Source organism: Urinicoccus massiliensis (assembly GCF_900120405.1).
GTDB classification, from domain to species: Bacteria; Bacillota; Clostridia; order Tissierellales; family Peptoniphilaceae; genus Urinicoccus; species Urinicoccus massiliensis.
On the sequence record NZ_LT635492.1, the window covers coordinates 205,132 to 230,966 of the forward strand.

A 25,835-nucleotide genomic window follows, 5' to 3' on the forward strand; every position below is an offset into this window, starting at 1 on the left:
AAGGGAGAAATGAAATAAGGAGATGTAATTTGATTTATTTAGATAATTGTGCAACGACAAGGGTAAAAAAAAGTGTCTTAGATGCCATGGTAAAGGCCATGACGGAGGATTATGCGAACCCATCCAGCCTACATACTTTTGGTCTTGATATAGAGAAAAAGATAAGATCTTGTCGTCAGGAAATTTTAGATTTCTTACATGGTTCAGGCAACCTTTACTTTACTTCTGGAGCCACGGAAGGGAACAATACTATTATCCGTAGTTTTTCCAAAGATAAGCCCCAGGGAACGATTCTTACATCTCCCCTGGAACATGCCTCTTTAAAGGAACCCATCCAAGACTTAAAAAATCAAGGCTTTCAAGTCAAGACTCTAAAAGTGGATTCCTTGGGAAATATCGATTTGGGGGACTTAAAGGAAAAAGTAGACCAGGGGGCAGACCTATTGGCCCTAACCCATGTGAACTCTGAATTGGGAAATATTTTGCCCCTGGACCGGGTTTTGGAAATTATTGAAGGAAGGGGGATCCACTTTCACCTAGATGGGGTTCAGGCCTTTGGAAAGATTCCTGTGAGCTTAAAGGGAGTTGACTCCTATGTCTTTTCTGGTCATAAGATCCATGGGCCCAAGGGCATTGGAGGTCTTTATATCCGAAATGGTATTAAGGTTCACCCCCTGGTTTATGGTGGTGGACAGGAAGGAAATTTCCGGTCTGGAACAGAAAATGTGCCAGGAATTTTTGGCCTTTACGAAGCAGTCAAGGAAGCCCGGGACCAGCTAGAAGAAAACTACAGTAAGGTTTTGGGTTTAAAAAACTACCTGCTGGAAAATTTGGAAGAAAAAATTCAAGGACTCCACATCCATGGGGACTTAAACCAGTCCAGTCCCTACATCCTGTCTTTAGCAGTTGAGGGGACTAGGGGAGAGGTCCTACTTCATATGCTGGAGCAGGATGAAATATATCTTTCAACGGCTAGTGCTTGTTCTAGTCATAAAAAAGAGGGGAAAAATCCCATCCATCAAGCCATTGGACTAGATTCGGCAGAGTCTATTGCCACAATACGCATTTGCTTGAATGATGAGCTTTCCAAAGAGGACATGGATGTATTTTTAACCCGCTTTAAAGAACACGTGGAAACTTTACAGGCAATTATAGGAAGGTGCTAATGTATTATATAAGTTTAAGCTTGGGAGAGCTGATTTTAAAAGGGAAAAATAGACAAAGCTTTGTCCATAAGCTAAGAAAAGATATTTCAAGAGTCTTAAAAGATGAATCGATTGAAGAGATTTACCAAGAAATGGGCAAAATTTATATCAAAACCGACAAGGATCAAATTCAGGAAAGGGTCAAAAAATTAAAGCATTTATTTGGCATCGTCTATATCAGTCCATGTATCCGGGTTGACAAGGACCTTGACTCAATGAAAAAAGCCTCGGTAGATTTTGTGGGGGACTATTTAAAAGACCATCCATCTAAGACTTTTAAGGTGGAAAGTTCAAGAGCAGATAAGCAATTTGCTTTAAAATCACCAGAATTGAACCAGTTATTTGGGGCCACAATCTTGCAAAATATTCAGGGCCTATCTGTAGATGTCCATCATCCAGATTTTCACCTATATTGTGATGTAAAAAAATATGTTTACTTCTATATTGACAAAATAAAAGCGTATGGGGGACTTCCTATGGGTACAAATGGAAGAGGACTCTTGTTGCTTTCTGGAGGTATTGATTCTCCCGTAGCCGGGTTTTTAATGGGGAAGAGGGGCGTACAAATCGATGCCGTTCACTTCCACTCCTATCCCTTTACCAGTCCTAGAGGGGAAGAAAAGGTAAAGGAACTGGCTAGAATCTTATCCACTTATACAGGTCGCTTGACCCTATATAGTATCAACCTTCTGGAGATTCAAAAAGCAATTAACAAAAATTGTCCTTATGATGAAATGACCATACTGTCTCGTCGATTTATGATGCGGATTGCACAAAAAATTTGTGATGACTATAGCTATGACTCCATGATTACAGGAGAAAATCTAGGTCAAGTGGCCAGTCAAACTATCCATGGATTGACGGTGTCCCAAGATGCTGTTCATAGCCTAGTTTTCCGTCCCTTAATTGGGATGGACAAGGTGGACATCATTAAGATTTCGGAAGAAATAGGGACCTACGAGACATCTATCCAACCCTTTGAGGATTGTTGCACTGTCTTTTTACCAAAGCATCCCGTCCTAAAGCCTACAGTTGAACAAATGGGAAAGTCAGAGGGGGAATTGGCTGTAGAAGGTTTGGTCAATGAAGCTGTAAAATCAATGAAGGTATACCACATTTCATAGGAGGTAGTATGAAAAAATCTTTACCAATTATTATCCTTGTTCTTGTCCTAGTTTTGTTGGCAGGAAGAGGCGTGTCCACTTACAATCGTTTGGTAGCCAAGGACGAAGCTGTTAATCACCAATGGGCCCAAGTTGAAAATGTCCTAAAGAGAAGGGCAGATTTGATTCCAAACTTAGTCAATACAGTAAAGGGCTACGCAGGTCACGAATCTCAAGTTTTAACGGATATTACCAAGGCTCGATCTTCAGTTAGTGCAGCCAAGGGTCCTGAAGAACAAGAAAAAGCCAATGCAGAACTTAATAAGGCCCTGGGTAATATCAATGTAGTTGTAGAAGCCTATCCTGAATTAAAGGCCGATAAGAACTTTCAAGACCTACAAGCCGAGTTGGCGGGAACAGAAAATCGGATTGCTGTAGAGCGTAAGCGGTACAATGACCAAGTGTCTGAGTTTAACCAAGATGTCCGTCGTTTTCCAACCAAGCTCATTGCATCCCTTCTAGGCTTCCAGGAAAAGCAATATTTTGAAATTTCCCAAGCAGAAGCCCAAGTCCCGGAAGTGAGTTTTTAGATGAAGAGGCTAAGGGCCCTTGTAATCACAATTTTACTCCTCTTTTCTTTGCAAGGGCTTGTATTTGCCGCCCAATCCCTTCCAGACCCATCCTATGAAGGCTATGTCTATGATGAGGTGGGTCTCTTAGATGCAAGTACAAAAAATAAAATCATTGCATCGGCCAAGGAACTTGACCGGGCAACTAAGGCACAAATTGTTGTGGCTATCGTTAAGGACCTGCAAGGACTTCCCATAGAGGACTATAGCCAGGAACTCTTTCAAAAATGGAAGATAGGGAACCGTCAAGACCAAGGGGTTTTGCTATTAATTGCTTTTGACGACCACAAAATTCGTATTGAAACAGGCTATGGCTTGGAAGGAGCCTTGCCAGATATGGTTTGCAAGCGAATCATTAATGAAATGGCCCCTTCTTTTCAAGACCAAGATTATAATGGAGGGATTCTAAAGGCCTATACCCATATTTTTTCAAAAGTAAGCGATGAAGTTGGCTTTGATAAGGACTCCATTCAAAATTTGGACCAGGAAGATTTAAATACAGAGGTTGAAGAGGAAGAAAACAGCGGAAGCTCTGTAAATTTTAGAATTATTTTTATCCTGGTTATCTTAATTATTCTCTTTTCCGGCCCAAGAGGTGGCCGAAGGAGAAGAAGCTTTGGTGGAGGATTCTTCTTCCCTGGCGGAGGCTGGTTTAGTGGTGGATCCGGCGGTTGGCCCGGTGGAGGATCTTCCGGAGGCGGTTGGTCATCCGGCGGTGGTGGCTGGTCCGGAGGTGGAGGATCTTCCGGTGGCGGTGGAGCCAGCGGAGGATGGTAAAATAGAAGAGAAGCTCTTAATGAACTGACCCTCAAAAGTTGGACTTAAAAACCAACGAATGGAGGTTAGTTCATAAGGGGCTTCTTTTTGGCTCTTTGTCAAATGTTGGGGTGAGATTCATTCTCGCCCCTTTCTTATGCTCGAAAGACCATTAAAATGCGACTCTTAAAGTTCTCAAAATTCCGATACCCATAGGAAACCCGTTTAATCACTTTGATTTTGTTGTTAAAGCCTTCTGTTTGTCCATTGGTGATGCCTGTGGAAAAGGCGTTTAGGATTTCTTCTTTCCAGTTTTCATAGGCCCGAATACTGGCTTTAAATTCCTTTAATCCACTTTCTTTAGCAACCCACAGCCACTTGTCTAAGGCCTGTCTTGCTTCTTCTTTGCTGGAGGCATCTAAGACGTCATAAAAGCGTTCTTTTAAAAGATAAGCTTCTTTGATTTCCTTGTCTTGCCAAAGCATTAGCTCCAATTTTTCTTTTTCTTCGGGGCTTAGCCGACTGCCTTTTTTCCGTAGGATGGACTTGGACCGTTTAAAGTAGAGACGATACTTTGCATCCCTTGTCTTTTGTCGTGTCTTGCGGACATTCTCTAAGGCCCAAAAGACTTGTCTGGCAAAATGAAACTTATCCGCAATGAAGGTTGCCTGAGGGAAGAATTCCTTTAAGACGGCGTAGAAAAGATGACTCATATCCATAACCACATACTTCACCCTTCTTCGTTCTTCCTTGGGAAAAGAAGAAAAGTAGTCCATTAAAGCCTTCTTTCGTCGAGAGGGTAAAATATCCAGTACCTGGTGATGGATTGGATCCACTAAAATACATTGGTATTTATCCCCACCAGCATTTCCCTTAAACTCATCCATACTTAAGACCCGAGGAAGATTTGGCCGCCTCCTTGGAGCCAACTTTAGATAGCTTGTGAGACAAGAGGAAGATAAACCCAAGTCCTTGGCAATAGAAGATAAAGACCGGACCTGTTTTAATTGGTCTTGGATAAAGAAGTGGAGATCCTTAGTCCGTCTAGAATAGGGAGCTAAGAAATCCAAAGACTCATAAAAACGCTTCTGACAATGAGGACAAACAAAGCGCTTCTTCCGAAGAAAAAGAAAGACCTTCCGCAAGCCAATGGGCGTATGTTGGATCCTTTGCAGACGATAATCATGGATGCGAGAGGTCTTATGCCCACAAACAGGACAAAGTCCCTCCTTGTATAAAGAATGGAGTTTTACATCAATGTGATCATCAAAAGAGACCACCTCGTCAATAGAGACACCTTTTAAATTCAATAGATTTGTGTTAGTATAGTTTTGCACTTATCTCACCCTTTCATTTTGTTGTGGTAACTTTATTGTAAAGGAAAAAAGAGATAAGTGCATTTTTTATGGCAAAAAATAAATGTTGGAGTCTAGGGGGACCCCAACATTTATTATAGAACCTTTTTTTGTAGAGAATTGTAAGAAGGAGTTACAACAGGTATTTAAATTGATTTTTACTAGAATAGGGAAAGACAAGACTATAGTAGAGGGAAAACACTTATAACTTGCCTTTCGTTGACCGATTCTAGGATAAATGATAAAATATGAGTGATTTACAAGCGTCCTAAGAGAAGTATTCTTTTGTAAATGTATAGGTGATAGGGTGGGCAAGTTCATTTTATTTGATTTAGATGGAACTTTATTAACAGATGATAAAAAAATTGGCCAAGAGGATATTGAAAGACTGGGCTGTTTTATTCAAGAGGGGCACCATTTAGCCGTTGCAACTGGACGGCGGTATTTTAGTGCCCGGGAAATTTTGAACCGCTATGGAATCAAGATGCCAATTATAGCCAATAACGGGGCGGTAATCCGAGACCAGGACGACCGTCTTATTTTCCGGAAGGCTTTGGATATGAACCTTATTGAAAAAATTATAGAAACAAGCAGGGATTTTCCTGTCTGCCCCGTCTTTCATATTGATGGTTTTCATAAGGCCTATGACATGGTCTATCATGCTAAGAATTTCAATTCAGATCTGTTAGACTATTTAGAGGATGAACCTATTCGGGTTTTAAAGATAGACAACTACTTGGACCTAAAAGATGAGGAGGTTTTATCGACAATTTATTTTGGTCGAGATGACATTTTGGAGGACTTTCAAGAGAAACTGCAAGAACACTATCCGAATTCTCTGTCCATGCATATTCTTAGAAATTTAGATCAACATGTGGGAATTTTGGAAATTATGCCCCACCAAGTCAATAAATTTTTTGGAGCACAAATTATGGCTCAAAGGCTCCACAAGGGGCCTTGTGACATGATTACTATTGGAGACGATGTAAATGACCTTGTCTTGATTCAAAATGCAAGAGTGGGGATTGCTATGGCCAATGGACCGGCCAGTGTAAAATCTATTGCAGATTTTGTTAGTGATTATGACAACAACCACTGTGGTGCCACCCAAGCCATTGAAAAATATTTAAAAGGAGGGTTTTGCCATGAATATTAACTGGTTTCCCGGACATATGAAAAAAACCATGGATGACTTGTCAACCAAGGCAAATATGATTGACTTTATGATTGAAATGTTGGATGCAAGAATTCCCTTTAGTTCTCAAAACCCTAAACTATCAGACTTATTGCCAGATAAAAACCGCCTAGTCTTAATCAATAAAAGTGACCTTGCAGATCCTAAGATGAACCAGGACTGGCTAGACCGCCTTAATGGAGAAAGGAATACTCGGGCAATTTTGTATAACAGCAAAGACAGCAAGATGAAGCAGCTTCTGAAGCAGGAGGCCTACAAACTCAACCAAGACTTGTTGGAGAAAAAGGAGAAAAGAGGCTTAAAAAACCACTCCCTAAGGGCCATGGTTATTGGGATTCCCAATGTTGGGAAGTCAACCTTTATTAATTCCTACATTGGCAAGAAAAGTGCACGGATTGGCAATAGGCCTGGGATTACTAAGACTAACCAATGGATCCGGTTAGGGGACGGGATTGACCTATTGGATACGCCTGGAGTCTTGTGGCCCAAATTTGAAAGTGAAAGGGTGGCCAAGCACTTGGCTTATGTAGGGTCTATCAAGGATGAACTATTGGATTTAGAAACCCTGTCTCTCCACTTTATTCAGGAGATTTTAAATCTTGATCCAAAAATTCTTGAAGGCAGGTATGGGGTCCGGACAGACCAGGCTCCCTTGGAGATTTTAGATGAAATTGGGGAAAAAAGAGGAGCCATCATGAAGGGTGGCTATGTGGATTATGAAAAAGTATCCAATCTTTTATTTGATGATTTTCGCAAGGGGCGACTAGGACGAATTACCTTGGAGGATGCACATGAATGGCTGTGAATTTGATGGAGTTTATTATAAAGAGGGTTATGGGTCTATTGTAGGGATTGACGAAGTGGGTCGAGGCTGCTTATTTGGTGATGTGGTAGCCTGTGCCATAGTTATGCCCAAGGAATCTTCTATCCTTGGGGTCAAAGATTCAAAAAAATTATCGGAAAAACGCAGAGAAACCCTCTATGAAGAAATTTTAAAGGAATGTAAGGCCCTAGGCATTGGTCGGGTGGATGCAAAAGTTATTGATGAAATCAATATCAAGCAGGCCAGCAGGCTGGCCATGAAAAGGGCTCTAGAAAACTTAAGAGACCAAGAGGGACAAGTCTTTAAACCGGACTTGGCCTTGATTGATGCAGAAAATATTGATTCAGATATAGAGCAAAAAGCCATTATCCATGGGGATGACCTAAGTTATAGTATCTCCTGTGCCTCTATTGTTGCCAAGGTTTATCGAGACCGCCTTTGTATCGGATGGAGCAAGGATTATCCCGGCTATGGCATTGAAAAACACAAGGGATATGCAACTTCTTTGCACAGGGGAGCCATTAAGGCGCTGGGCCCCAGTCCTATGCACAGGAAGACTTTTTTAAGGAAGATTTTGTCCAATGAACCACATTAGTTTTGGGGCCAGGGGCGAAGAAATTGCCGCCAATTATCTTAGCAATCTAGGCTATAAAATTTTACGCAGAAATTATAAAAATTCCATTGGAGAGTTGGATATTATTGCCTTGGATGGAATCACCCTGGTGGTTGTAGAGGTAAAAACTCGAAAAAATGACCGTTATGGGCATGCCTTTGAGGCGGTTCACGAATCCAAGCAAAGAAAGATTAAAGATACAACTCTTTTATTTTTACAAGAAGAAGGGAATCGCTTTTTAGAATGCCGGTTTGATGTCATAGAAGTTTATCCCTATAGGGAAAAACAGTGCAATCATTTTATTGATGCTTTTTGGTAGGAGGGCAAGATGTATTCGAGAATTAAGACATGTACATTAGAAGGTCTTGAAGGACATATCGTTCAGGTTGAATGTGATTTATCTAGAGGATTACCCAAAATAAATATTGTAGGGCTTCCGGATGCAGCAATTAAGGAGTCGTCTGAAAGAGCCAGGGCGGCAATTAAAAACAGTCAATTAGATTTTCCTTTGAAGCGAATTACCATCAACTTAAGCCCTGCCAGTCTAAAAAAAGATGGAACGCAAATGGATCTCGCTATTTGCATTGCAATCTTGGCTGCCAATGGAGAAGTGGCAGAAGATAAGATTGAAGACTACATATACATAGGTGAGGTCAACCTGGATGGCCAGGTAACGGCCATAGAAGGGGCCCTACCTATGATTATCTCTTTAAGGGAAAAGGGCTATCGAAAAGTCATCGTCCCCTATAAGAATCGGAAAGAATGTGCAGCTATTTCTGATATGGAAATTTATCCAGTAAATTCACTAGTGGAAGTGGTGGAGTTTATTAATGGGGAAAGGGAAATTAAGCCCCAAGCTGCAGAAATTTTTCAAGAGTCAAGTAAACGTTATGATGTAGACTTTTCTGAAATTAGGGGTCAACACCTATTAAAGAGAGCCATGGAAATTGCGGCTGCTGGCGGACACAATCTATTAATGATTGGGTCTCCTGGTTGTGGAAAGAGCATGGCGGCAAAAAGGCTATCAACCATCCTTCCTCCTTTAACCTTTGAAGAGTCCATAGAAGTGACAAAAATATATAGTGTAGCGGGACTTTTAAAGGACGAAAATTTAATTAAAGAGCGGCCCTTTCGGTCTCCCCACCACACCAGTTCTTCTGTTTCCTTGATAGGAGGAGGACGGATTCCAAAACCGGGGGAAGTATCCTTGGCCCATAATGGAGTCCTCTACCTGGATGAATTGGCTGAATTTTCTAGAAATGTCCTGGAAGTTTTACGCCAACCCATGGAAGATCACTCTATTCATATAGCCAGAGCACAAGCTTCCCTTACTTACCCTGCAAACTTCATGTTTGTAGGATCTATGAACCCTTGCCCATGTGGTTATTATGGCCACCCTACTGAACCTTGCCAATGCTCCACCCAGAGCATACAAAGATACCTGGGAAAAATCAGCCATCCCCTTTTGGACCGAATTGATATCCACGTAGAATTGTCGCCGGTTAAATTTAAGGATATTTCAGCGGATATAAAGGAAGAAACCAGTGAAGAAATTCGCAAGAGGGTCATTGGAGCAAGAAACCGTCAAATTGAACGATTTAAAGAGTCTAATTATTTCTGCAATGCCAATATTAAGGATAGAGAAATAAAAAAATACTGTAAGATTGACCGGGATAGTGAAAAAATAATCGAGATGGCCTTTAAAAAATATCATTTTTCCGCCCGAAGCTACCATAAGATTTTAAAGGTTGCTAGGACCATTGCTGACCTTAGTGGGTCAGAAAATATAAAGCAAGACCATTTATTGGAAGCCATTCGCTATCGAAGCGTGGAATCAAAATATTGGGGGAGTAGATGAAAACAGTCAGAGAAGGAAAGATAGCCCTTTCTCTTTTGGGATTTACTGCCGAGCAAATCCATAAAATCGAGGAGGACCTACCTAGCTATTTTCAAAATAAGGAGCTTTTTCTAGAGCAAGTCAAAAAGAATCTAGGGCCCAATCTGGTTCAGAAGATAAAAAATGCAGATGAAGAGGCCTTGCTGGCCAAGCTTAGAGAGGATATGAACCGTTTGAAATTCCAAGTCTCGGTGGACCAGGATGAGGACTATCCTGATGAATTTAACTATATTGAAAATCCACCAGTAGTCTTATATATTAGAGGAGACCTAAGGCGTGTTTTGGAAAAAGAGCGTTGTGGTATTGTAGGAGCCAGATCTCATACAGCCTATGGCAAGGCTGTAGCCCAGGATATCTCTCGTGGGTTAGTGGATCGGGATGTGGCAGTTGTAAGTGGGATGGCTTTAGGCATTGATGCCATTTCTCAATGGGCCTGTCTGGACCAAGGAGGACGATCTATTGGCGTTTTAGGAACTGGGGTGGATGTTATTTATCCCACCAGAAACAAGGATTTATACTATAAGCTGGTGGAAGAAGGGGCTATTATAACAGAGTATCCTCCGGGATCCCAAGCCCTTCCACATCATTTTCCCCTGAGGAATCGAATTATTTCAGCTTTGAGCCAATGCGTCATTGTCATTGAAGCAAAAGAAAAGTCAGGGTCCTTGATTACGGCCCGGTATGCAGCAGAACAGGGCAAGGACATTTTTGCCGTTCCAGGAAATATTAACTCTCCCTACAGCCAGGGAACAAATCTTTTAATCAGAGATGGTGCCTTGATATATACCAAGCAAGAAGACCTGGATTTTATCTTTAAAAAGAAGACGAGACAAGCTGTTGACTTGGATATTGATGAAGATGAAAGACTATACTTGCAATGGATAGCCCAGGGCATGAATACAGCAAACTTGATATGTTTAAAAACTGGACATAAAATTGCAACAGTAAATATGATTCTTACCTTGTTAGAGATGAAGGGAATTATCCAGTCTCAAGGAACGGATCAATTTGTCCTATGTGCAGGCGTTCAAATTGATTAAGGCGCTGGAGCATAAAATCTAACAGATAGGGTTGAGGTGTTAAATGAAGAATTTAGTAATTGTGGAGTCGCCAACTAAGGCCAAGGCAATAAAAAAAATGTTAGGAAGAAATTATAAGGTATTGGCTTCTGTTGGTCACGTTCGAGACTTACCCAAAAGTACCTTTGGTATCGACATTGAAAATGATTTTGAGCCAAAATACATCAACATTCGGGGAAAGGGCCCCTTGATTAATGAGTTAAAGGCAGAAGCCAAAAAAGTGGACAGAGTCCTCTTGGCAACAGACCCCGACCGGGAAGGAGAGGCCATTTCGTGGCATTTAGCCTATATATTAGACCTGGATTTAAACGACGAAATCCGAGTGGAGTTTAATGAAATTACAGAAGAAACAGTTAAAAGACAAATAAAGTTACCTAGAAAAATCGATGAAGATTTAGTCGATGCCCAACAAGCCAGAAGAATTTTAGACCGGATTGTGGGTTATAAGATCAGCCCTCTTTTGTGGAAAAAGGTAAAAAGTGGCCTTTCAGCTGGTCGTGTTCAATCAGTGGTCTTAAAGCTTATTTGCGAAAGAGAAGAAGAAATTGAACAGTTTGAGCCGGAAGAATCCTGGACCATAGAAGCAGTCTTAAAAAAATCTAGGAATAAGTTCAATGCCAGCTATATTGGGCAACGAGTAGGGGATAAGATTGAAAAGAGGACTTTTGAAACACAAGAGCAAGCACAAAAAATCTACAATGAAGTCAGGGTAAAGGAACTTGAAGTATATAGCCTGCAAGAATCTAAAAAGAACCGAGTGACCTTTAAACCATTTACGACATCAACCCTACAACAGGAAGGTTCTCGGAGGTTAAACTTTAATACTAGAAGAACTATGCAGGTGGCCCAGGGTTTGTATGAAGGGATTGACATTCCGGGAGAAAAAACAGTGGGTTTAATTACCTACATGCGTACAGATTCAACTCGAATGTCAGACCAGGCCAGGAATGCTTGCCGGACTTTTATTAAAGACAACTATGGACCTGAATATTTAGGACCAAACTATAGAGCGAGTGGAAAAAAAGAAGGGGTTCAAGATGCCCATGAGTGTATTCGCCCTACAGATGTAAGTCGAACTCCGGCAAAAATTAAGGATTCTTTAACCAAGGAACAATTCCAGCTATATGAATTAATTTGGAACCGTTTTGTAGCATCACAAATGGCACCTGCCCAAATCCAGTCCATGACGGCCCTATTTAATACAAAAGACCATATCTTTAAAAGTACAGGGTCAAGAATTGCCTTTGATGGATTTTTAAGAGTCTACCATTATGCCAAGAGCAAGGATGCCTATTTACCAGCATTGGAGGAAAAAGAACGAGTAAATGTCTTATCCATGGAGTGTGAGCAGCACTTTACTCAACCGCCGGCAAGGTACAATGAAGCCTCCCTAATTAAGACCCTAGAAGATCTACAAATCGGGCGTCCTTCAACCTATGCATCCATGGTTAGCACTCTTTTAACTCGTTATTATGCAGTTTTAGAACAGAAAAAAATCACACCAACAGAATTGGGGATGACTGTCAATGATCTTTTAAGCAATTATTTCCCAGACTTGGTCAATGTAGACTTTACAGCAGGAATGGAAAAGTCCCTAGATGAAATTGCAGAAGGAGAAATTCCCTGGAAGGAGCTGGTTCGGGAGGTCTATAAGGTTTTAGAAAAAGACCTGGTGAAGGCAGAAAAAGAAATTGACCGCATTAAAATTCGAGATGAAGAAACCGATGAAAAGTGTGAAAAATGTGGCCGAAATATGGTCATCAAAATGGGAAGATATGGCAAATTTTTAGCCTGCCCTGGTTTTCCAGAATGTCGTAACGCAAGGCCCTTGGAAGAAAAAATAGGTCTTGCCTGTCCCAAGTGTAAGAGCGGGGAAATTGTTGTGCGTAGAAGCAAAAAGGGTCGTGTATTTTATGGATGTAGCAACTATCCAAAGTGCGATTTTGTTTCCTGGCACGAACCCACCAATGAAAAGTGCCCAAAATGTGGCGATATTATGACTAAAAGGGTCACTCGAAAGGGAACGAGACTTCAGTGCAACAACAAGGAATGTTCTTATATCAAAAAATGAGGCTATTATGAATGAGATCATCACAAAAGAGAAATTAAAACAATGGAATTTAGAAGTCGTCAAAAAAGAAGATGGGAAAATCTACTTGATGAGTTTCGAGGATTCGGACAAGTATAGGGAAGCCATTGAGTGTTTAACCGACTTAGAAGTTGTTTTTATGGATCAAAAGGGTCAGATTATCTGTAAAAAAGATGGGGCCGACATGCTGGATGAAGAGGATGTGGCCCCGGTCTATGAAGAGGAAGAGCATGAGCTCATCCAGGTCAGTAACCAAATGATTAAAGATGGTCTGGCAGTCGGAGCCTCAGATATTCACATTGAACCCCTATCAGACAAGCTAAGAATTCGCTTTAGAATTGATGGGAAGTTAAAAAACTATAAGTTTATGCCCCTGGCCTATAGTGATAAATTACTTGTCCGCTTAAAAATTCTAGCCGGTCTGGATATTTCCCAAAAGAAACTTCCCCAAGACGGGCGGTTTTTCATAGAGGACAAGCAGGGCCAGGTGGATATTCGCCTGTCTACTTCTCCTGTCTATCGGGGAGAAAAAATAGTTTTGCGTTTATTAAAAAAGAAACCGGAGCTTTTAACCATGGAGGGCTTGGGATTAAATAGCCAGCAAAGAGAGGACCTGACTTTCTTACTTAAACAAAGCAATGGTTTAATTTTATTTACGGGACCTACAAATTCAGGGAAAACTACCTCGATTTACACTCTTTTGCAAGAAATAAATAGGGAATCTATGAACATTATGACCATAGAAGACCCCATCGAATACCAAATTGAAGGCATCAACCAAATGCAGGTGAACCCGGTTGTCCACATGGACTTTACCCAGGGATTAAGAACCATGCTAAGGCAGGATCCGGATGTTTTAATGGTAGGGGAAATCAGAAATCCCGAAACTGCAAAAATAGCTATTCGAGCAGCGATTACAGGTCGTCTGATTTTTTCCACTATACATACAAGGGATGCTATTTCTGCAGTCTATCGGTTGGAGGAAATGGGGATTCAGCCTTATTATATTGCAGATGGTCTTTTGGGGATTGTGGCCCAAAGGCTTCTTACGACTCTTTGCCCCCATTGTAAGGAGCCTGTGAAGATGAAAGTTCCAGCTTTTTTTGACCAGGAAGTTGTACTTTACCAGGCTCGTGGATGTCCACATTGTAACCAAGGCTATTTGGGCCGCAAGGCTGTGTTTGAGATTATTCTCTTTAAAGATTGGTTGGTGGACTGTATCAACCGGGGAAAAGACTTGGCTTATATGAGGAACGAGCTAAAAAAACGTGGAATTCCTAGCCTTAAAGACCGGATTACGGAAGAATTACTTAATGGAACCATCAGCTTAGATGAAGCCTACCGCTGTTTAAATACCATTTAGGAGATTAAGGTGAAGTTTAAATATAAGGGTTTTAGTAAAGACCAGGAAATTATTTCAGGGGAAATCACCTGTAGGAATAAGGAAGAGGCTCTTCTTTATTTAAAAAATAGGGAAATTTTACCTATTAAAATTAGCCAGGTATTTCTTTCGCTGAGTCCCCGTGTGTTTTCAGAGTATGAGTTAAGTAACTTTTCAAGAGAGTGCTACTTTTTATTATCAGGGGGTCTTAGCCTGACGGAGACCTTTAAATTATTGAAGGGTCAAGCAAGGAAAAAGAAGCATGCCTTATTTTATCAAGACTGCCTAGACCAGCTGTATTTAGGGGAAAATTTGTCGGCGATTTTTAAAAAGTGGAGGTTGCCAGATCTTTTTATTTCTTCTTTTGAAGTGGCGGAAAATTCAGGTTTATTACTGGACATGTTTAAAGAACTGGGAGAATACTACCAACAGCAAAGCGACATCAAAAAAGCTTTTATCAATGCCATTAGCTATCCGGTTCTCTTGATTATAGTAATGACAGGAATGGTTCAATTTTTATCTATTCATGTCTTACCGATTTTTGAGGAACTTTTTATTCAGAGGCAGGTAATCTTACCTTGGCAGACCAAGGTTCTCCTATTTCTAGCTCGTGGGGTTCGAAATTATTCTGTGGCTTTTCTTATTGCCTTTTTAGGACTCCTTCTAGCATTTTACCTGGCCTTAAAAAATAAGAACTTTAAGTACAGGGTAGACTATCTTGTCTACCATTTTCCGATTTTTTCAAAAATAAGTCAGCACCAGCTAACCATGCGTCTATCCAGAAACCTCTACCTGCTATTACAGGGAGGTCAGGACATCTTAACCGCTTTTGCCATTATGGAAAAATCCACCGACAACCTATATCTCAAGGATGTTTATGGTCAAATTCAAAAGGAATTAGTGGCGGGGAGGGACTTATGGCACAGCCTGGGCCAGCAAAAGATTTTTCTTCCAACCTTTCCAGCCTTGGTTCGAGTTGGAGAAGAGGCAGGATCTTTAAAAGAAACCTTCAGCCATAGCTCTCTACTTTATCAAAATGACTTTTTAAACCTATGTAAAAAATTAAATACCTTGATCGAACCGGTCCTGTTAATTTTACTTTCTGTCGTTGTTGCCTTTATTGTCATCAGTATTATTAGTCCCATGTTTGAAATGATTAATCAATTCTAGGAGGAAGAAATGAAAAAGAAAAAAGGTTTTACTCTATTGGAAATGGTCATTGTAATAGGCATCATCGCCTTGCTTTTATCCATTGCCATTCCAAGATTTCAAAAAACCAATCGGTCGGCAGAGATATTAACCCATGATGCCAATGTGAAGATGTTAAAAAATGCAGCCATCCTATACTTAAATGACCATCCTGAAGCCGATACGGTGCCGATAGACCAACTCAAGGTCTATATTGAAGGGGACATTCCAAAACCTGCCCGCTTTTTACCGGAAAAATCTTTTTCGATAAAGTATGATAAGTCCAAAGGAACCATCGAGGTTATACCGGGAGAGGTTGATAAGAGCAAGTACAATGGGTAACTTGTTAATGTTAATTTTAATAAATAGCCTTTTTTATTTCTTTCGATATAAGAAAATAAAAGGGAATGGAGCAGGGGATAGGGAGTTAAGAATCATCTATCTTATCTATTTGGTCTATATTTTTGCCTATGGAATCCATGGACACTTTCATGAAATACCAAAACTCGAACCCCAGCTAGCCCTGACCTATATTTTTTTCATAGGCCAGGGAATCTCCATGGCCATAGGGGACCTGGTTAAGGGAGATTTTTATCTTTTCGACTTAATCTGGCTTTTTTTACAGGGGCTTTTTATCTTGGTCCAAAGAGGCAGCTACTATTTAGTTTTGCCTGGATTTTGCGTTTTTTTGTTTTTCTGGATTATTGAAAGGGCCTTTGGGGGCTTTGGAGATGGAGATAAGGACTATGCATGTGCCTTGGCCCTAGCCTGCCAATCAAGTTTGGGCATTTATGGATATTTGACAAGCTCTTTTATCTTGGCGGGAGCCGTGGGCTTGGTAGGACTTTTGTGTCTGGGCTGGACCCGGGATAAAAAGCTTCCCTTGGGACCTTTTTTAATGCTGGGTTGGATTCTTGTAAATACTCTAAGGTGGTGGAAAATATGAGGGGAATTTTAAGGATAGAAAACGGAAGGTTTCTTTTGTCCAGCCAGGCAGGGAACCTAGAATACTTTTTTCCTTGGGATATTGTAAAACAGGGGAAGATTCGGGACTATTATCAATTTTACTACCATATTCATCAATTTTTAGATGGACATAAAGACATCCAGGAATTAGTGGTTTTTATGCCTATGAAAAATCTTAAGACCTTTCAATATCCTACAGACAAGCTGACAAAAGCCGAAGGTAAAGACCTGGAAAGCCTCCAAGAAGAAAAATTGTCCATTGACTTGGAACAAAGCAAAAAATTGACCTACAAGTCCTGGAATAAAAAGTGTTATATGTCTTATTATCCCAAGGAGACGGTGGATTTATTGGAAAAATGCTTTGTAGATTTACCCTTACAGGTGAAATTGACAGATCGGCCCCTTTCAGACCATTCTTTTATCTATACTTCCATCGATATTATTTTTTATCAAAATAAAGATAGCTTTAAAACACAGAGCTTTTCAAATGGGGATTGGGTTGAATATTTAAAGAAAGAAAAAATAAGTCCGGAAAGGGCTTATAAATTTATGTCCCAGCGACTAAATTTAGAAAATCAAGAAGTTTTAGACCAATACTATATGGTCTACTTTATGGAGGGGATATCTCAAGTAAAAAAATCCCTAAGTCAAGAAAATCTCTTGGAGGTGAATTCGGAAACCAGGGGAGACCTCTTAAAAAGATTTCAAGTAGAAAATATCCAAGAATTGAAATTCCTAACGACTACTTGGGAAGATGGGGAAGAGAGAAGAGCCCCAGGCTTTAAAAAACTTCATGTGGATTTATACAAGCTGGCTATGTCGGCCTTAATTTTCTTTACCATTTTAGGCATGTTGATTCATTATGCCTCCTTAAAAAGAGACTATAAAAAACTTCTTCATGCAAAGGCTAATCCTGTGACAAATCAAGTCCAGACAAGGATTGATCTGGGACCCCTTCTAGACTTTCAAGATCAACGCCTCATTGAATATGAAATTACAGAAAAAGATAAAACCTTTGACTTAAAAGCAAAAAGCAATTCTCTAGACTACCTACACTACTTAAAAGAGGAAGTTGCAAAAAAGGGCTATCATATTTTAGAGGATGAGCTATCTTATGAAGATGAAAGTTACTGCTTAAAAATCAAGGGGCAATAATTATTACAAAATAGTAACAACGGTTAAGAATTATTGACATTCGCCAGCTTAAAGTGTATTCTCAAATATGTTAAAAGGAGGATGCTATGAAAAAAATAGTCGGTTTATTACTTTGTTTTATACTTTTTTCACAAAACATATATGCCAATCCAACATTTGTGCTTATTCAAAACAAAAGGACAAGTGTTGATCCTGTCAAAGTTGAAGTCAATGGAAATACCTTACAGTCAGTATTTCAGCCCTTTGCCTATGGGAATAGGACTCTAGTACCTATTCGAGAAATTACAGAATCCATGGGGGCAAATGTAGCTTGGAATAATCAAAATAAAACAGCACAAATTTCCCTAGGAGACAATAAGGTTGTCCTACAAATTAATAGTCGGGCAGTTTACATCAACGGAAAGAAAAAACTCATTGATAAGAGTTCTATTCCTGTGTTTGCAACCTATCCAAAGGAAAATGAAACCAAAACCATGGTTCCCTTGCGTTTTTTGTCCGAGGCCTTGAATTTTAATGTGGACTGGAATCAAGAAAAACAGCAAGCCTCAATCTCTAATGTTAAGACGGTCTCTGTCATCAATACAAAAGATGTTTCAGAAGATAGTGGAAAGAAAACATCAGACAAGGCAGTGGATTTGACAAAAAAACCTGATGACAAAAATACAGATCAAGGGGAAAAAAGAGAAATTGCCAAAAAAGTAAAGGCGACAGGACCTGTAACAGTAGTTATTGACGCAGGACATGGTGGCAAGGATAGTGGGGCTATTTCTCCCATAGACCCAAGTGTTAAAGAAAAAGATTTAACCTTAAAAGTAACAGGAATCCTAAAAGACCTCCTAAGAGCGAAAAACTATGAAGTTATTGAGACCAGGACCAGGGATGAATACATCGGTCTTGCTCAAAGAGCGGAAATTGCCAATAGCAACCAAGCAGAAATTTTTGTAAGTATCCACTTTAATTCATCTACCAGCGGAATTGCCAGTGGGATTGAAGTCCTGTATGCACCTGAGGATAGGGTAAAAATTAAAAAACATGAACAAATCCACCTAGCTAGAGCCTTGAATGACGAATTGAAAAAAGCTACAGGCTCAAGCATGAGAACTATGAAAAAAAGGCCGGATTTAGCTGTTCTTCGTTTGACAGAAATGCCTGCAGCCCTTTGTGAATTGGGCTTTGTTTCCAGCCCGACAGACCTAGAAAATATCACTCAAGATAGCTATATTGAAAAATTAGCTCAAGGGGTAGCCAATGGTATTGAAAGATATGTAAATAACTATGTGGAGTTTGAATGAAAAAGCTTATCTTATCAACAGACAATAAAAACAAAGTACTTGAAATAAAAGAGGCCTTGGCAGGACTCCCCTTAGAAGTTTATGCTAAGTCAGATTTTGTGGATAGGGAAATTCAGGTGGATGAAAAGTATGACAGCCTAGAGGAAAATGCGAGAGTAAAGGCAGAAGCTTTGAAAAAATACGCTTCGGATTGCCTTATCCTGGCAGATGATACGGGACTCTTTATCCAAGCCTTGGGAGGAGAACCGGGCGTTCATTCTGCCCGCTATGCTGGAAACCATGATGACGATGCAAATATTAAAAAGGTTCTGGAAAAGCTAAAAGACCAAGAAAATCGGTCGGCCTATTTTAAAACAGTATTCGTTTTGCTGGACCCAGAAGGCGGAGAAAAGATTATTGAGGGAATCTGCCAGGGAAATATTCTAAAAGACATTCAGGGACCCAGGACCTTTGGATATGATCCAATTTTCCAACCCAAAGGCAGAGAGTCTTCTTTTGCTGAAATGACCATTCATGAGAAAAATGAGATTAGCCATCGGGGCAAGGCTCTTGAAGGCTTGAGAAAATACCTAAAGAATCTTTTAGGAGAAAGTCAAAATTAAAAAATCAAAAATAAAGCTTGACACTATCTAGGATCGATGATAAGATATTTTATGTTGTCAATACAATTTTGACAGATGGTGGGTATGGCCTAGTTGGTTAGGGCGCCAGATTGTGGCTCTGGAGGTCGTGGGTTCGAATCCCACTATCCACCCCAGAGATCCATTAGCTCAGTCGGTAGAGCACCTGACTTTTAATCAGGGTGTCCCGCGTTCGAGTCGCGGATGGATCACCAAGATGCGGGAATGGCGGAATTGGCAGACGCGCTAGACTTAGGATCTAGTGTCTTTGACGTGGGGGTTCAAGTCCTCTTTCCCGCACCATAAGAATAAAAAAGCGTGTACAGTTTTTACTGTACACGCTTTTTTATTCTTAACCACTTTTAGGCAGAAAATAGGGTGCCTATAATAACCGCTGGGACAAGGATTCATAGATCCTAAAAACTAGATTTGGCTGGAAAATCTGGAGGGTCTATGTCTTTGAAAATTTCCTTAAATATCAATTCTATGTGGTATAATATAGCTGATAAGAAATATCAAATTTATTCTATTTTGCGTAAAGGTTCTTATATTATTTTGTAAAGAGGCCATGCTCAGTATTGTCTTATGTAGAATATTTAAAAATAAGAGGATTATTGGGGCGTGGAGGAGGTGAAAAATGACTCTAACATATAAAATAGCAGCAGGGATTGTAAGCTTGTTGGGAGTAAAAAAGATTTTTAGAAGGTCTAAAGAAGATATATTGAACTATGCCAAGAAACAAAATGCCAAGTCAACCTTTGATATAAACAAGGCCATGAAAAGGGCGAGTAGGAAGAAATATTTTCTTTTTGACAGAAAGGTCCAGGAATATAGGCTTTTAACTTATCAAAAAAGCGAAGAGCCAGCAGAAGGGGCAGTCTTCTACCTATTTGGTGGAGGGATGATTACAGGGCCGGATAAGTTGGATTTTTCCCTTGCTGAAAGAATCATGAACAAAACCGGTAAGGACGTTTACTTTTTATTTTATCCCCTATGCACTGAAGATGGAAATATAAGAAAAACTTATGAGGTTTGTTTCGAAAGCTATAAAATAATGACAGGGGTATATAGGGCGGAAAATATAGGGATATTGGGCTTTTCGTCCGGGGCTTGCCTAGCCCTTGGAATTTTCTTGCATAACAATGCCTTGGGGAGGCCCCTTCCCATGCCGGGGAAAATTATCGCTGTTTCTCCAGGTGGACTTCCGGATTTAAGGCTGGATAAGAATAAGGAAATTTGGAGAAAAGTAAATGCCTTGAGCCATAAGGACATCATCCTGGATCCAACTTACTTCAAAACAGCCAGAGAAATTTTAAGAAATTCGGAAGACTTGCCTGAATATATGCTAGATGGAACAGTGGGGGACTTTACAGATTTTCCAAAGACCTATTTGTATTATGGTGGAAATGAATGTCTTTATGCCTTTGCAGAATATTTCAAAAAATCCATGGAAAAGTACAAGGCTCCATATAAAGTCGTTATTGGAGAAGGAATGTGCCATTGCTATCCCCTATTAAGATTTTTCAAAGAAGGTAGGGATGCACAAGATGCCATTATTGGATTGTTAAAGGCTTAATCCGACAATAAAAATAGGCAAGTAAGAATCCAAGAATCAAGTCAAAAAATATTTTTGTATGGGCATTAAACTCATCTTCCCTACGAAGAGTGGAATTAAATGGAGAGAGTGGAAAATGAAATCAAAAGAATTTGAAATGCCCGCTTTTGGAGTAGGGCCAATCTATGTTTTAACTTGTTTGTTACTGACTATAGGAGGACTATACTTACATTTTAAAGGCTTTTTGAGTCTAGGCCAATGTAAACAGGGACAATTCATTTTTAGGATTACGGGTCTTGTCTTAATATTGGCAGGTTTATATTTATGGATACAAGCAGTTATAGTCGAGAAGATAAACAGGAAAACCCATGAAGGCAAATTGATTACTACAGGCGTCTATAGTCTTGTTAGAAATCCAGTCTATACAGCCTTTATATTTGTCTTTACAGGTATATTGCTTTTGACAGGCAACATCATTTTATTGGGACTTCCAGTATTCTTTTGGGCTTTTTTAACCATACTGATGAAAAAAACTGAGGAAAAATGGTTGAAGAATAAATTTGGCCAGGAATATCAAATATATTCAAGTAAAGTCAATAGGGTAATACCTTGGTTTAAGAGGAAATAGCTTCTATAATGGAACATGAAGCTAGAAACAAAATGAACCACCTGGGATATAAAATCCAGGTGGTTCATTTTGCTTGTATATTTAAAATTCCTTGGCAAAGTTTCCGTTTTCAAAAATTTGAATTCTTTTGCCATCTTTTGTTAGGCCAATAATGCTCAGGTCTTTTGACCCTACCATAAAGTCTTCGTGGACCAAGGAGTCGTTAGCCCCTCTTTCAAGAAGATCTTGGGAAGACAGGTTTCCAAACCCTTCTAAACAAGTGGGATAGGCCTTGCCAATAGCTAAGTGGCATGAGGCATTTTCATCGTATAGGGTGTTGTAAAAAAGCAAGTTTGTGTTGGAAATAGGAGAGTCGTAGGGGACCAGGGCTACTTCTCCCAGTCGTTTAGATCCCTCATCAGTGTCGATTAATTTAGCCAAGATATCTCGACCTTCTTTAGCATCAAACTCTACGACTTTTCCTCCTTCAAAACGAAGTTTAAAATCACGAATAATATTTCCGCCATAGTTAAAAGGTTTTGTCGAATAAACGACACCATCCACTCGGTCCCTATGAGGGAGAGTAAAGACTTCTTCTGTTGGAATATTTGGCACAAAGGGAATATCTTTTGGAGTCTTTGAATCGGCAGCAGACCAAATATGGTTTTCTGGCAGGCCAATGGTAAGGTCTGTTCCAAGAGAGTTTTTGTAGATTAAAGAATCAAATTGGTAGTGGTTTAATTTATCTGCCAGGGCATTGAGACGGTTGAGGTGGTTTTCCCAATTTTCTAAGGTATGGTCATCAATCCGGCTAGTGGAAAAAATTTGTTCCCAAAGTTTTTCCAGGGCTTGGTCATGACTTAATTCAGGGAAGAGGTGGGTGGCCCAACTTTTTACAGCGACACCGGCAACACACCATTGGTGTTGGTCGCTCATCATGTCTTCGTTGAAATTTTTTAAGGCAATGGAACGGGCGGTACTAGCACCTTTAATCTTATTGGCATCAATTTCTTTTAATAAAGAGGGGTCTTGTCCCACCAGACTTAATAGGGCGATGTTGTCTTGACGATATTCTTCGTATTGGGTTTGCAGAGTCTTACTTACTTTTGAAAGATTTTCTTGGGACATGTATTGGTAGTTTAAGAGAGTGAGCTTTTCATCATTCCAAAGAACTTCTACTTCTCTGGCACCTTGTTCATAGGCGACTTTAGCACACATTTCAGCAAAAAAGGCGACTTCAATCGGGCAGCGAATGACTAACTTTTGACCTATTTGTATATTAACCCCCTTAAGGATTAGAACTTTAGCATATTCATTAAAACGAAAATCCATTTTTACCTCCTATATATTTTCAAACTAACATATCTATTATATACTAAAAAATTCTAAGTTAAAACTATGAAATTTCTTGTATTCACACCTCTTCTATGGTAGAATAACAAAGAAATGAATACACACATCTTTCGATGTTTTGTAGTTGCCTTTCAGGTTTGCAAAACGCTAAAAAAGATGGAGGAAAAAACAAAAGGAGGAACTATGTCAGTAGTTAGTATGAAAAGCCTATTAGAGGCAGGTGTACATTTTGGACACCAAACAAGAAGATGGAACCCTAAAATGGCAAAGTATATCTTTACAGAAAGAAATGGGATTTATATCATTGACCTACAAAAAACTGTAAAGAAAATTGAAGAAGCCTATGATTATGTTCGAGAAGTTGCAGCAAACGGTGGGGAAATTTTGTTTGTAGGAACAAAAAAACAAGCCCAAGATGCAATTGGTAAAGAAGCAAGCAAATGTGGCATGCCTTACATCAACCAACGTTGGTTAGGGGGCCTATTAACGAATTATAAAACAATCCGTAAGAGAATTGACCGTCTAGAAGAATTAGAACGCATGGAAGAAGATGGCACTTTTGATGTACTTCCAAAGAAAGAAGTTATTAAATTACGCCATGAAGCAGAACGTCTTGAAAAATTCTTAGGTGGAATCAAGAATATGAATGGGACACCAGATGCAATTTATATTGTTGACCCCAAGAAAGAACAAATTGCAGTAAAAGAAGCTCAAATTTTAGGAATTCCTGTAATTGGAATCTTAGATACAAACTGCGATCCAGACGAAGTTGACTACCCAATTCCTGGAAACGATGATGCAATTCGTGCGGTAAAATTAATTACTGAAACTATGGCCAATGCAGTTATTGAAGGAAAACAAGGTCTTCAAGACTCTGAAGAAGTAAGCCAAGAATCAGAAGACAAGGAAGAAGAAACAACAGAAGAAGTCGAAGCTTAAGCAATTAAATAGGGTTCCTGCCTTTGGGAACTCTTTTTTTATGAAAGGATGGAGGATATTATGGCAGTTACAGCAAAAATGGTAAAAGAATTACGTGAACAAACCGGTGCAGGAATGATGGACTGTAAAAAAGTTCTAACAGAAACCAATGGAGACATTGACAAGGCAGTTGACCTATTAAGAGAAAAGGGTCTAGCAAGTGTTGCTAAAAAAGCCGGAAGAATTGCATCTGAAGGATTGGTAGATTCTTATATTCACGCTGGACGTATTGGGGTTTTAATTGAAGTAAACTCTGAAACTGATTTTGTTGCAAAAAATGAAGAGTTCAAGAGCTTCGTTAAAGACATGGCTATGCAAGTTGCAGCAGTAAACCCTCAATATGTTTCTAGAGAAGAAGTACCTGCTGAATTGGTTGAACATGAAAAAGAAGTTTTAACTGAACAAGCTAGACATGAAAACAAACCTGAAAAAATCATCGAAAAAATGGTTCAAGGTCGTCTTGAAAAATACTATGAAGAAATTTGCCTTCTTGATCAACACTTTATCAAAGATGGTGATTTAAAAGTACAGGATGTTCTAAACAACCTAATTGCTAAAATTGGTGAAAACATTAAAATTCGTCGATTTGTACGTTTTGAAGTTGGCGAAGGTCTAGAAAAGAAAGAAGAAGATTTTGCTGAAGAAGTAGCAAAACAAATGGGAACAAACGCATAATAAGGAGGTCTTATGGGTCCTAAGTATTCCAGAATAGTTCTTAAACTCAGTGGAGAAGCAATGGCTGGGAATGCAGGGGTCGGAATTGACACCGACATTGTCCAAGTGATTGCAAAAAAAGTTAAAGAAGTGCATGATTTGGGAGTTGAAACGAGTATCGTAGTTGGTGGTGGAAATTTTTGGCGGGGACGAGATTCCGGAGACATGGACCGCGCAACCTCTGATTATATGGGAATGCTTGGAACGGTAATGAATGCCTTGGCCTTGCAGGATGCCCTCGAGGGCTTAAATGCCGTAACAAGGGTACAAACGGCCATTGAAATGAAACAAGTGGCTGAACCCTATATTCGAAGAAGAGCCATACGCCATCTTGAAAAAGGGCGGATTGTCATCTTTGCCGGAGGCACAGGCAACCCATACTTCTCTACAGACACGACGGCAGCATTAAGGGCTGCAGAAATAGATGCGGATGTAATCTTATTAGCTAAAAAAGGTGTGGATGGAATCTATGATTCTGACCCTAAAACCAATGAAAAGGCAAAGAAGTTTGATGAGTTGACGTATTTTGAAATTCTGAAAAGGGAATTAAAAATTATGGATTCAACGGCTACAAGCCTGTGTATGGATAATAAGATTCCTTTAATTGTTTTTGGTATTGATGAACCTTCCAATATTGTAGATGTTGTAAAGGGATCTACAATAGGAACAAATGTAAAGTAAGGAGATTCTTATGATTTCTGATATAAAAAATGATGCTACTGGTCGCATGAAAAAGACAATCCAAGTCTTAGAGGAAGACCTGCAATCCATTCGAGCTGGACGGGCCAATCCAAGCTTATTGGACCGTATTCACGTTGACTATTATGGACAAAGTACACCATTAAACCAAATGGCTGGAATATCAGCACCAGAACCAAGACTCTTAGCCATTCAACCTTGGGATGCAAATGCAATACCAGAAATTGAAAAGGCAATTTTAAAAAGCGATCTTGGCTTAAACCCCTCCAATGATGGCAAAATTGTTCGATTGGTGATTCCACAACTGACTGAGGAAAGAAGAAAAGACTTAATCAAGGTTGTGAAAAAAGATGGAGAAGATTCCAAAATCGCGATTCGAAACATAAGACGTGAAATGGTTGATTCTGTGAAAAAAATGGAAAAAGATAAGGAAATTTCCGAAGATGAATTAAAAGTCGCAGAAAAAGAGATTCAAGACCTTACAGACAAGTATATTAAAGAAATTGATGCTGTAGTGGAGAGAAAAGAAAAAGAATTGTTGGAAATATAAGAAACTCCCTTAAGGGAGTTTTTTATATTAAGG

26 protein-coding genes and 3 tRNA genes are annotated in these 25,835 nt (G+C 39.7%); 27 read left to right on the plus strand and 2 right to left on the minus strand.

All coding sequences use genetic code 11. The annotated features are described in order from the left end of the window. Nucleotides 1-29: 29 nt before the first annotated feature. The 4 genes from BQ7400_RS01325 to BQ7400_RS01340 are packed head-to-tail and all read left to right on the plus strand — an operon-like array spanning nucleotide 30 to nucleotide 3,714. Nucleotides 30-1,166, plus strand: a complete 1,137-nt coding sequence (locus BQ7400_RS01325) for a cysteine desulfurase family protein (RefSeq protein ID WP_072469193.1) — start codon at nucleotides 30-32, stop codon at nucleotides 1,164-1,166. Continuing rightward, nucleotides 1,166-2,329 (plus strand): tRNA uracil 4-sulfurtransferase ThiI, encoded by a 1,164-nt coding sequence (gene thiI / locus BQ7400_RS01330; RefSeq protein ID WP_072469194.1) that lies wholly within the window; start codon nucleotides 1,166-1,168, stop codon nucleotides 2,327-2,329. Before BQ7400_RS01325 ends, thiI begins: the two co-directional genes overlap by 1 nt. An 8-nt stretch (nucleotides 2,330-2,337) precedes the next feature. Beyond that, nucleotides 2,338-2,898, plus strand: a complete 561-nt coding sequence (locus BQ7400_RS01335) for a LemA family protein (RefSeq protein WP_072469195.1) — start codon at nucleotides 2,338-2,340, stop codon at nucleotides 2,896-2,898. Continuing rightward, a complete protein-coding gene (locus tag BQ7400_RS01340) occupies nucleotides 2,899-3,714 on the plus strand; it encodes a TPM domain-containing protein (protein ID WP_072469196.1) in 816 nt (271 codons plus the stop codon). 134 nt (nucleotides 3,715-3,848) lie between these two features. On the opposite strand, the gene BQ7400_RS01345 is transcribed toward BQ7400_RS01340, so the two are convergent. Continuing rightward, entirely contained in the window at nucleotides 3,849-5,003 is a 1,155-nt protein-coding gene (locus BQ7400_RS01345) for an ISL3 family transposase (RefSeq protein WP_165478613.1), read from the minus strand. Nucleotides 5,004-5,355: 352 nt separating this feature from the next. On the opposite strand from BQ7400_RS01345, the gene BQ7400_RS01350 reads away from it, so the two are divergent. From BQ7400_RS01350 to BQ7400_RS01440, 19 genes are all read left to right on the plus strand, one after another. After that, nucleotides 5,356-6,204, plus strand: coding sequence for a Cof-type HAD-IIB family hydrolase (locus BQ7400_RS01350; RefSeq protein ID WP_072469198.1), 849 nt, complete (start codon nucleotides 5,356-5,358; stop codon nucleotides 6,202-6,204). After that, nucleotides 6,194-7,048, plus strand: a complete 855-nt coding sequence (gene ylqF, locus BQ7400_RS01355; RefSeq protein ID WP_034438618.1) for a ribosome biogenesis GTPase YlqF — start codon at nucleotides 6,194-6,196, stop codon at nucleotides 7,046-7,048. The genes BQ7400_RS01350 and ylqF overlap by 11 nt, the downstream gene beginning before the upstream one ends. After that, nucleotides 7,035-7,661, plus strand: a complete 627-nt coding sequence (locus BQ7400_RS01360) for a ribonuclease HII (RefSeq protein ID WP_072469199.1) — start codon at nucleotides 7,035-7,037, stop codon at nucleotides 7,659-7,661. Before ylqF ends, BQ7400_RS01360 begins: the two co-directional genes overlap by 14 nt. Beyond that, nucleotides 7,648-7,998 (plus strand): YraN family protein, encoded by a 351-nt coding sequence (locus tag BQ7400_RS01365; RefSeq protein WP_072469200.1) that lies wholly within the window; start codon nucleotides 7,648-7,650, stop codon nucleotides 7,996-7,998. Before BQ7400_RS01360 ends, BQ7400_RS01365 begins: the two co-directional genes overlap by 14 nt. Nucleotides 7,999-8,007: 9 nt before the next feature. After that, a complete protein-coding gene (locus BQ7400_RS01370; RefSeq protein WP_072469201.1) occupies nucleotides 8,008-9,537 on the plus strand; it encodes a YifB family Mg chelatase-like AAA ATPase in 1,530 nt (509 codons plus the stop codon). Then, the gene (dprA, locus tag BQ7400_RS01375) at nucleotides 9,534-10,616 is read left to right on the plus strand and encodes a DNA-processing protein DprA (protein WP_072469202.1); all 1,083 of its coding nucleotides are present in this window, start codon (nucleotides 9,534-9,536) and stop codon (nucleotides 10,614-10,616) included. The genes BQ7400_RS01370 and dprA overlap by 4 nt, the downstream gene beginning before the upstream one ends. Nucleotides 10,617-10,659: 43 nt before the next feature. Continuing rightward, nucleotides 10,660-12,726, plus strand: a complete 2,067-nt coding sequence (gene topA / locus BQ7400_RS01380; RefSeq protein WP_072469203.1) for a type I DNA topoisomerase — start codon at nucleotides 10,660-10,662, stop codon at nucleotides 12,724-12,726. Nucleotides 12,727-12,733: 7 nt separating this feature from the next. Beyond that, nucleotides 12,734-14,107 carry a GspE/PulE family protein gene (locus BQ7400_RS01385; RefSeq protein WP_072469204.1) on the plus strand — a complete coding sequence of 458 codons (1,374 nt, stop codon included), beginning with the start codon at nucleotides 12,734-12,736 and terminating at the stop codon, nucleotides 14,105-14,107. 9 nt (nucleotides 14,108-14,116) lie between these two features. Then, a complete protein-coding gene (locus BQ7400_RS01390; protein ID WP_072469205.1) occupies nucleotides 14,117-15,295 on the plus strand; it encodes a type II secretion system F family protein in 1,179 nt (392 codons plus the stop codon). Nucleotides 15,296-15,304: 9 nt separating this feature from the next. Continuing rightward, nucleotides 15,305-15,655 (plus strand): type II secretion system protein, encoded by a 351-nt coding sequence (locus BQ7400_RS01395; RefSeq protein ID WP_072469206.1) that lies wholly within the window; start codon nucleotides 15,305-15,307, stop codon nucleotides 15,653-15,655. Nucleotides 15,656-15,764: 109 nt separating this feature from the next. Further along, nucleotides 15,765-16,259 carry a hypothetical protein gene (locus BQ7400_RS01400; protein WP_144019914.1) on the plus strand — a complete coding sequence of 165 codons (495 nt, stop codon included), beginning with the start codon at nucleotides 15,765-15,767 and terminating at the stop codon, nucleotides 16,257-16,259. Further along, entirely contained in the window at nucleotides 16,256-17,434 is a 1,179-nt protein-coding gene (locus tag BQ7400_RS01405; RefSeq protein ID WP_072469208.1) for a hypothetical protein, read from the plus strand. Before BQ7400_RS01400 ends, BQ7400_RS01405 begins: the two co-directional genes overlap by 4 nt. Before the next feature lie 86 nt (nucleotides 17,435-17,520). Then, nucleotides 17,521-18,726, plus strand: coding sequence for an N-acetylmuramoyl-L-alanine amidase (locus BQ7400_RS01410; protein ID WP_072469209.1), 1,206 nt, complete (start codon nucleotides 17,521-17,523; stop codon nucleotides 18,724-18,726). Beyond that, nucleotides 18,723-19,328 (plus strand): RdgB/HAM1 family non-canonical purine NTP pyrophosphatase, encoded by a 606-nt coding sequence (rdgB, locus tag BQ7400_RS01415; protein WP_072469210.1) that lies wholly within the window; start codon nucleotides 18,723-18,725, stop codon nucleotides 19,326-19,328. Before BQ7400_RS01410 ends, rdgB begins: the two co-directional genes overlap by 4 nt. Nucleotides 19,329-19,406: 78 nt before the next feature. Continuing rightward, nucleotides 19,407-19,483, plus strand: a tRNA-His gene (locus BQ7400_RS01420). 2 nt (nucleotides 19,484-19,485) lie between these two features. After that, nucleotides 19,486-19,561 (plus strand) — tRNA-Lys (locus tag BQ7400_RS01425). Nucleotides 19,562-19,565: 4 nt separating this feature from the next. After that, nucleotides 19,566-19,649 (plus strand) — tRNA-Leu (locus BQ7400_RS01430). 334 nt (nucleotides 19,650-19,983) lie between these two features. Continuing rightward, a complete protein-coding gene (locus BQ7400_RS01435) occupies nucleotides 19,984-20,922 on the plus strand; it encodes an alpha/beta hydrolase (protein ID WP_072469211.1) in 939 nt (312 codons plus the stop codon). Between the two features lie 115 nt (nucleotides 20,923-21,037). Beyond that, nucleotides 21,038-21,529 carry a methyltransferase family protein gene (locus BQ7400_RS01440; protein ID WP_072469212.1) on the plus strand — a complete coding sequence of 164 codons (492 nt, stop codon included), beginning with the start codon at nucleotides 21,038-21,040 and terminating at the stop codon, nucleotides 21,527-21,529. An 81-nt stretch (nucleotides 21,530-21,610) separates the two neighbouring features. Here BQ7400_RS01440 and BQ7400_RS01445 read toward each other — a convergent pair whose 3' ends face one another. Next, entirely contained in the window at nucleotides 21,611-22,840 is a 1,230-nt protein-coding gene (locus BQ7400_RS01445; RefSeq protein ID WP_072469213.1) for an aminopeptidase, read from the minus strand. 204 nt (nucleotides 22,841-23,044) lie between these two features. Between BQ7400_RS01445 and rpsB the strand changes: the two genes are divergently transcribed. The 4 genes from rpsB to frr are packed head-to-tail and all read left to right on the plus strand — an operon-like array spanning nucleotide 23,045 to nucleotide 25,802. Then, nucleotides 23,045-23,800 carry a 30S ribosomal protein S2 gene (gene rpsB / locus BQ7400_RS01450; protein ID WP_034438576.1) on the plus strand — a complete coding sequence of 252 codons (756 nt, stop codon included), beginning with the start codon at nucleotides 23,045-23,047 and terminating at the stop codon, nucleotides 23,798-23,800. A 60-nt stretch (nucleotides 23,801-23,860) separates the two neighbouring features. Beyond that, nucleotides 23,861-24,514, plus strand: a complete 654-nt coding sequence (gene tsf, locus BQ7400_RS01455) for a translation elongation factor Ts (protein WP_034438574.1) — start codon at nucleotides 23,861-23,863, stop codon at nucleotides 24,512-24,514. A gap of 12 nt (nucleotides 24,515-24,526) precedes the next feature. Beyond that, a complete protein-coding gene (gene pyrH / locus BQ7400_RS01460; RefSeq protein ID WP_034438572.1) occupies nucleotides 24,527-25,234 on the plus strand; it encodes a UMP kinase in 708 nt (235 codons plus the stop codon). Nucleotides 25,235-25,244: 10 nt separating this feature from the next. After that, nucleotides 25,245-25,802, plus strand: coding sequence for a ribosome recycling factor (gene frr / locus BQ7400_RS01465; protein ID WP_034438570.1), 558 nt, complete (start codon nucleotides 25,245-25,247; stop codon nucleotides 25,800-25,802). Nucleotides 25,803-25,835 lie beyond the last annotated feature (33 nt).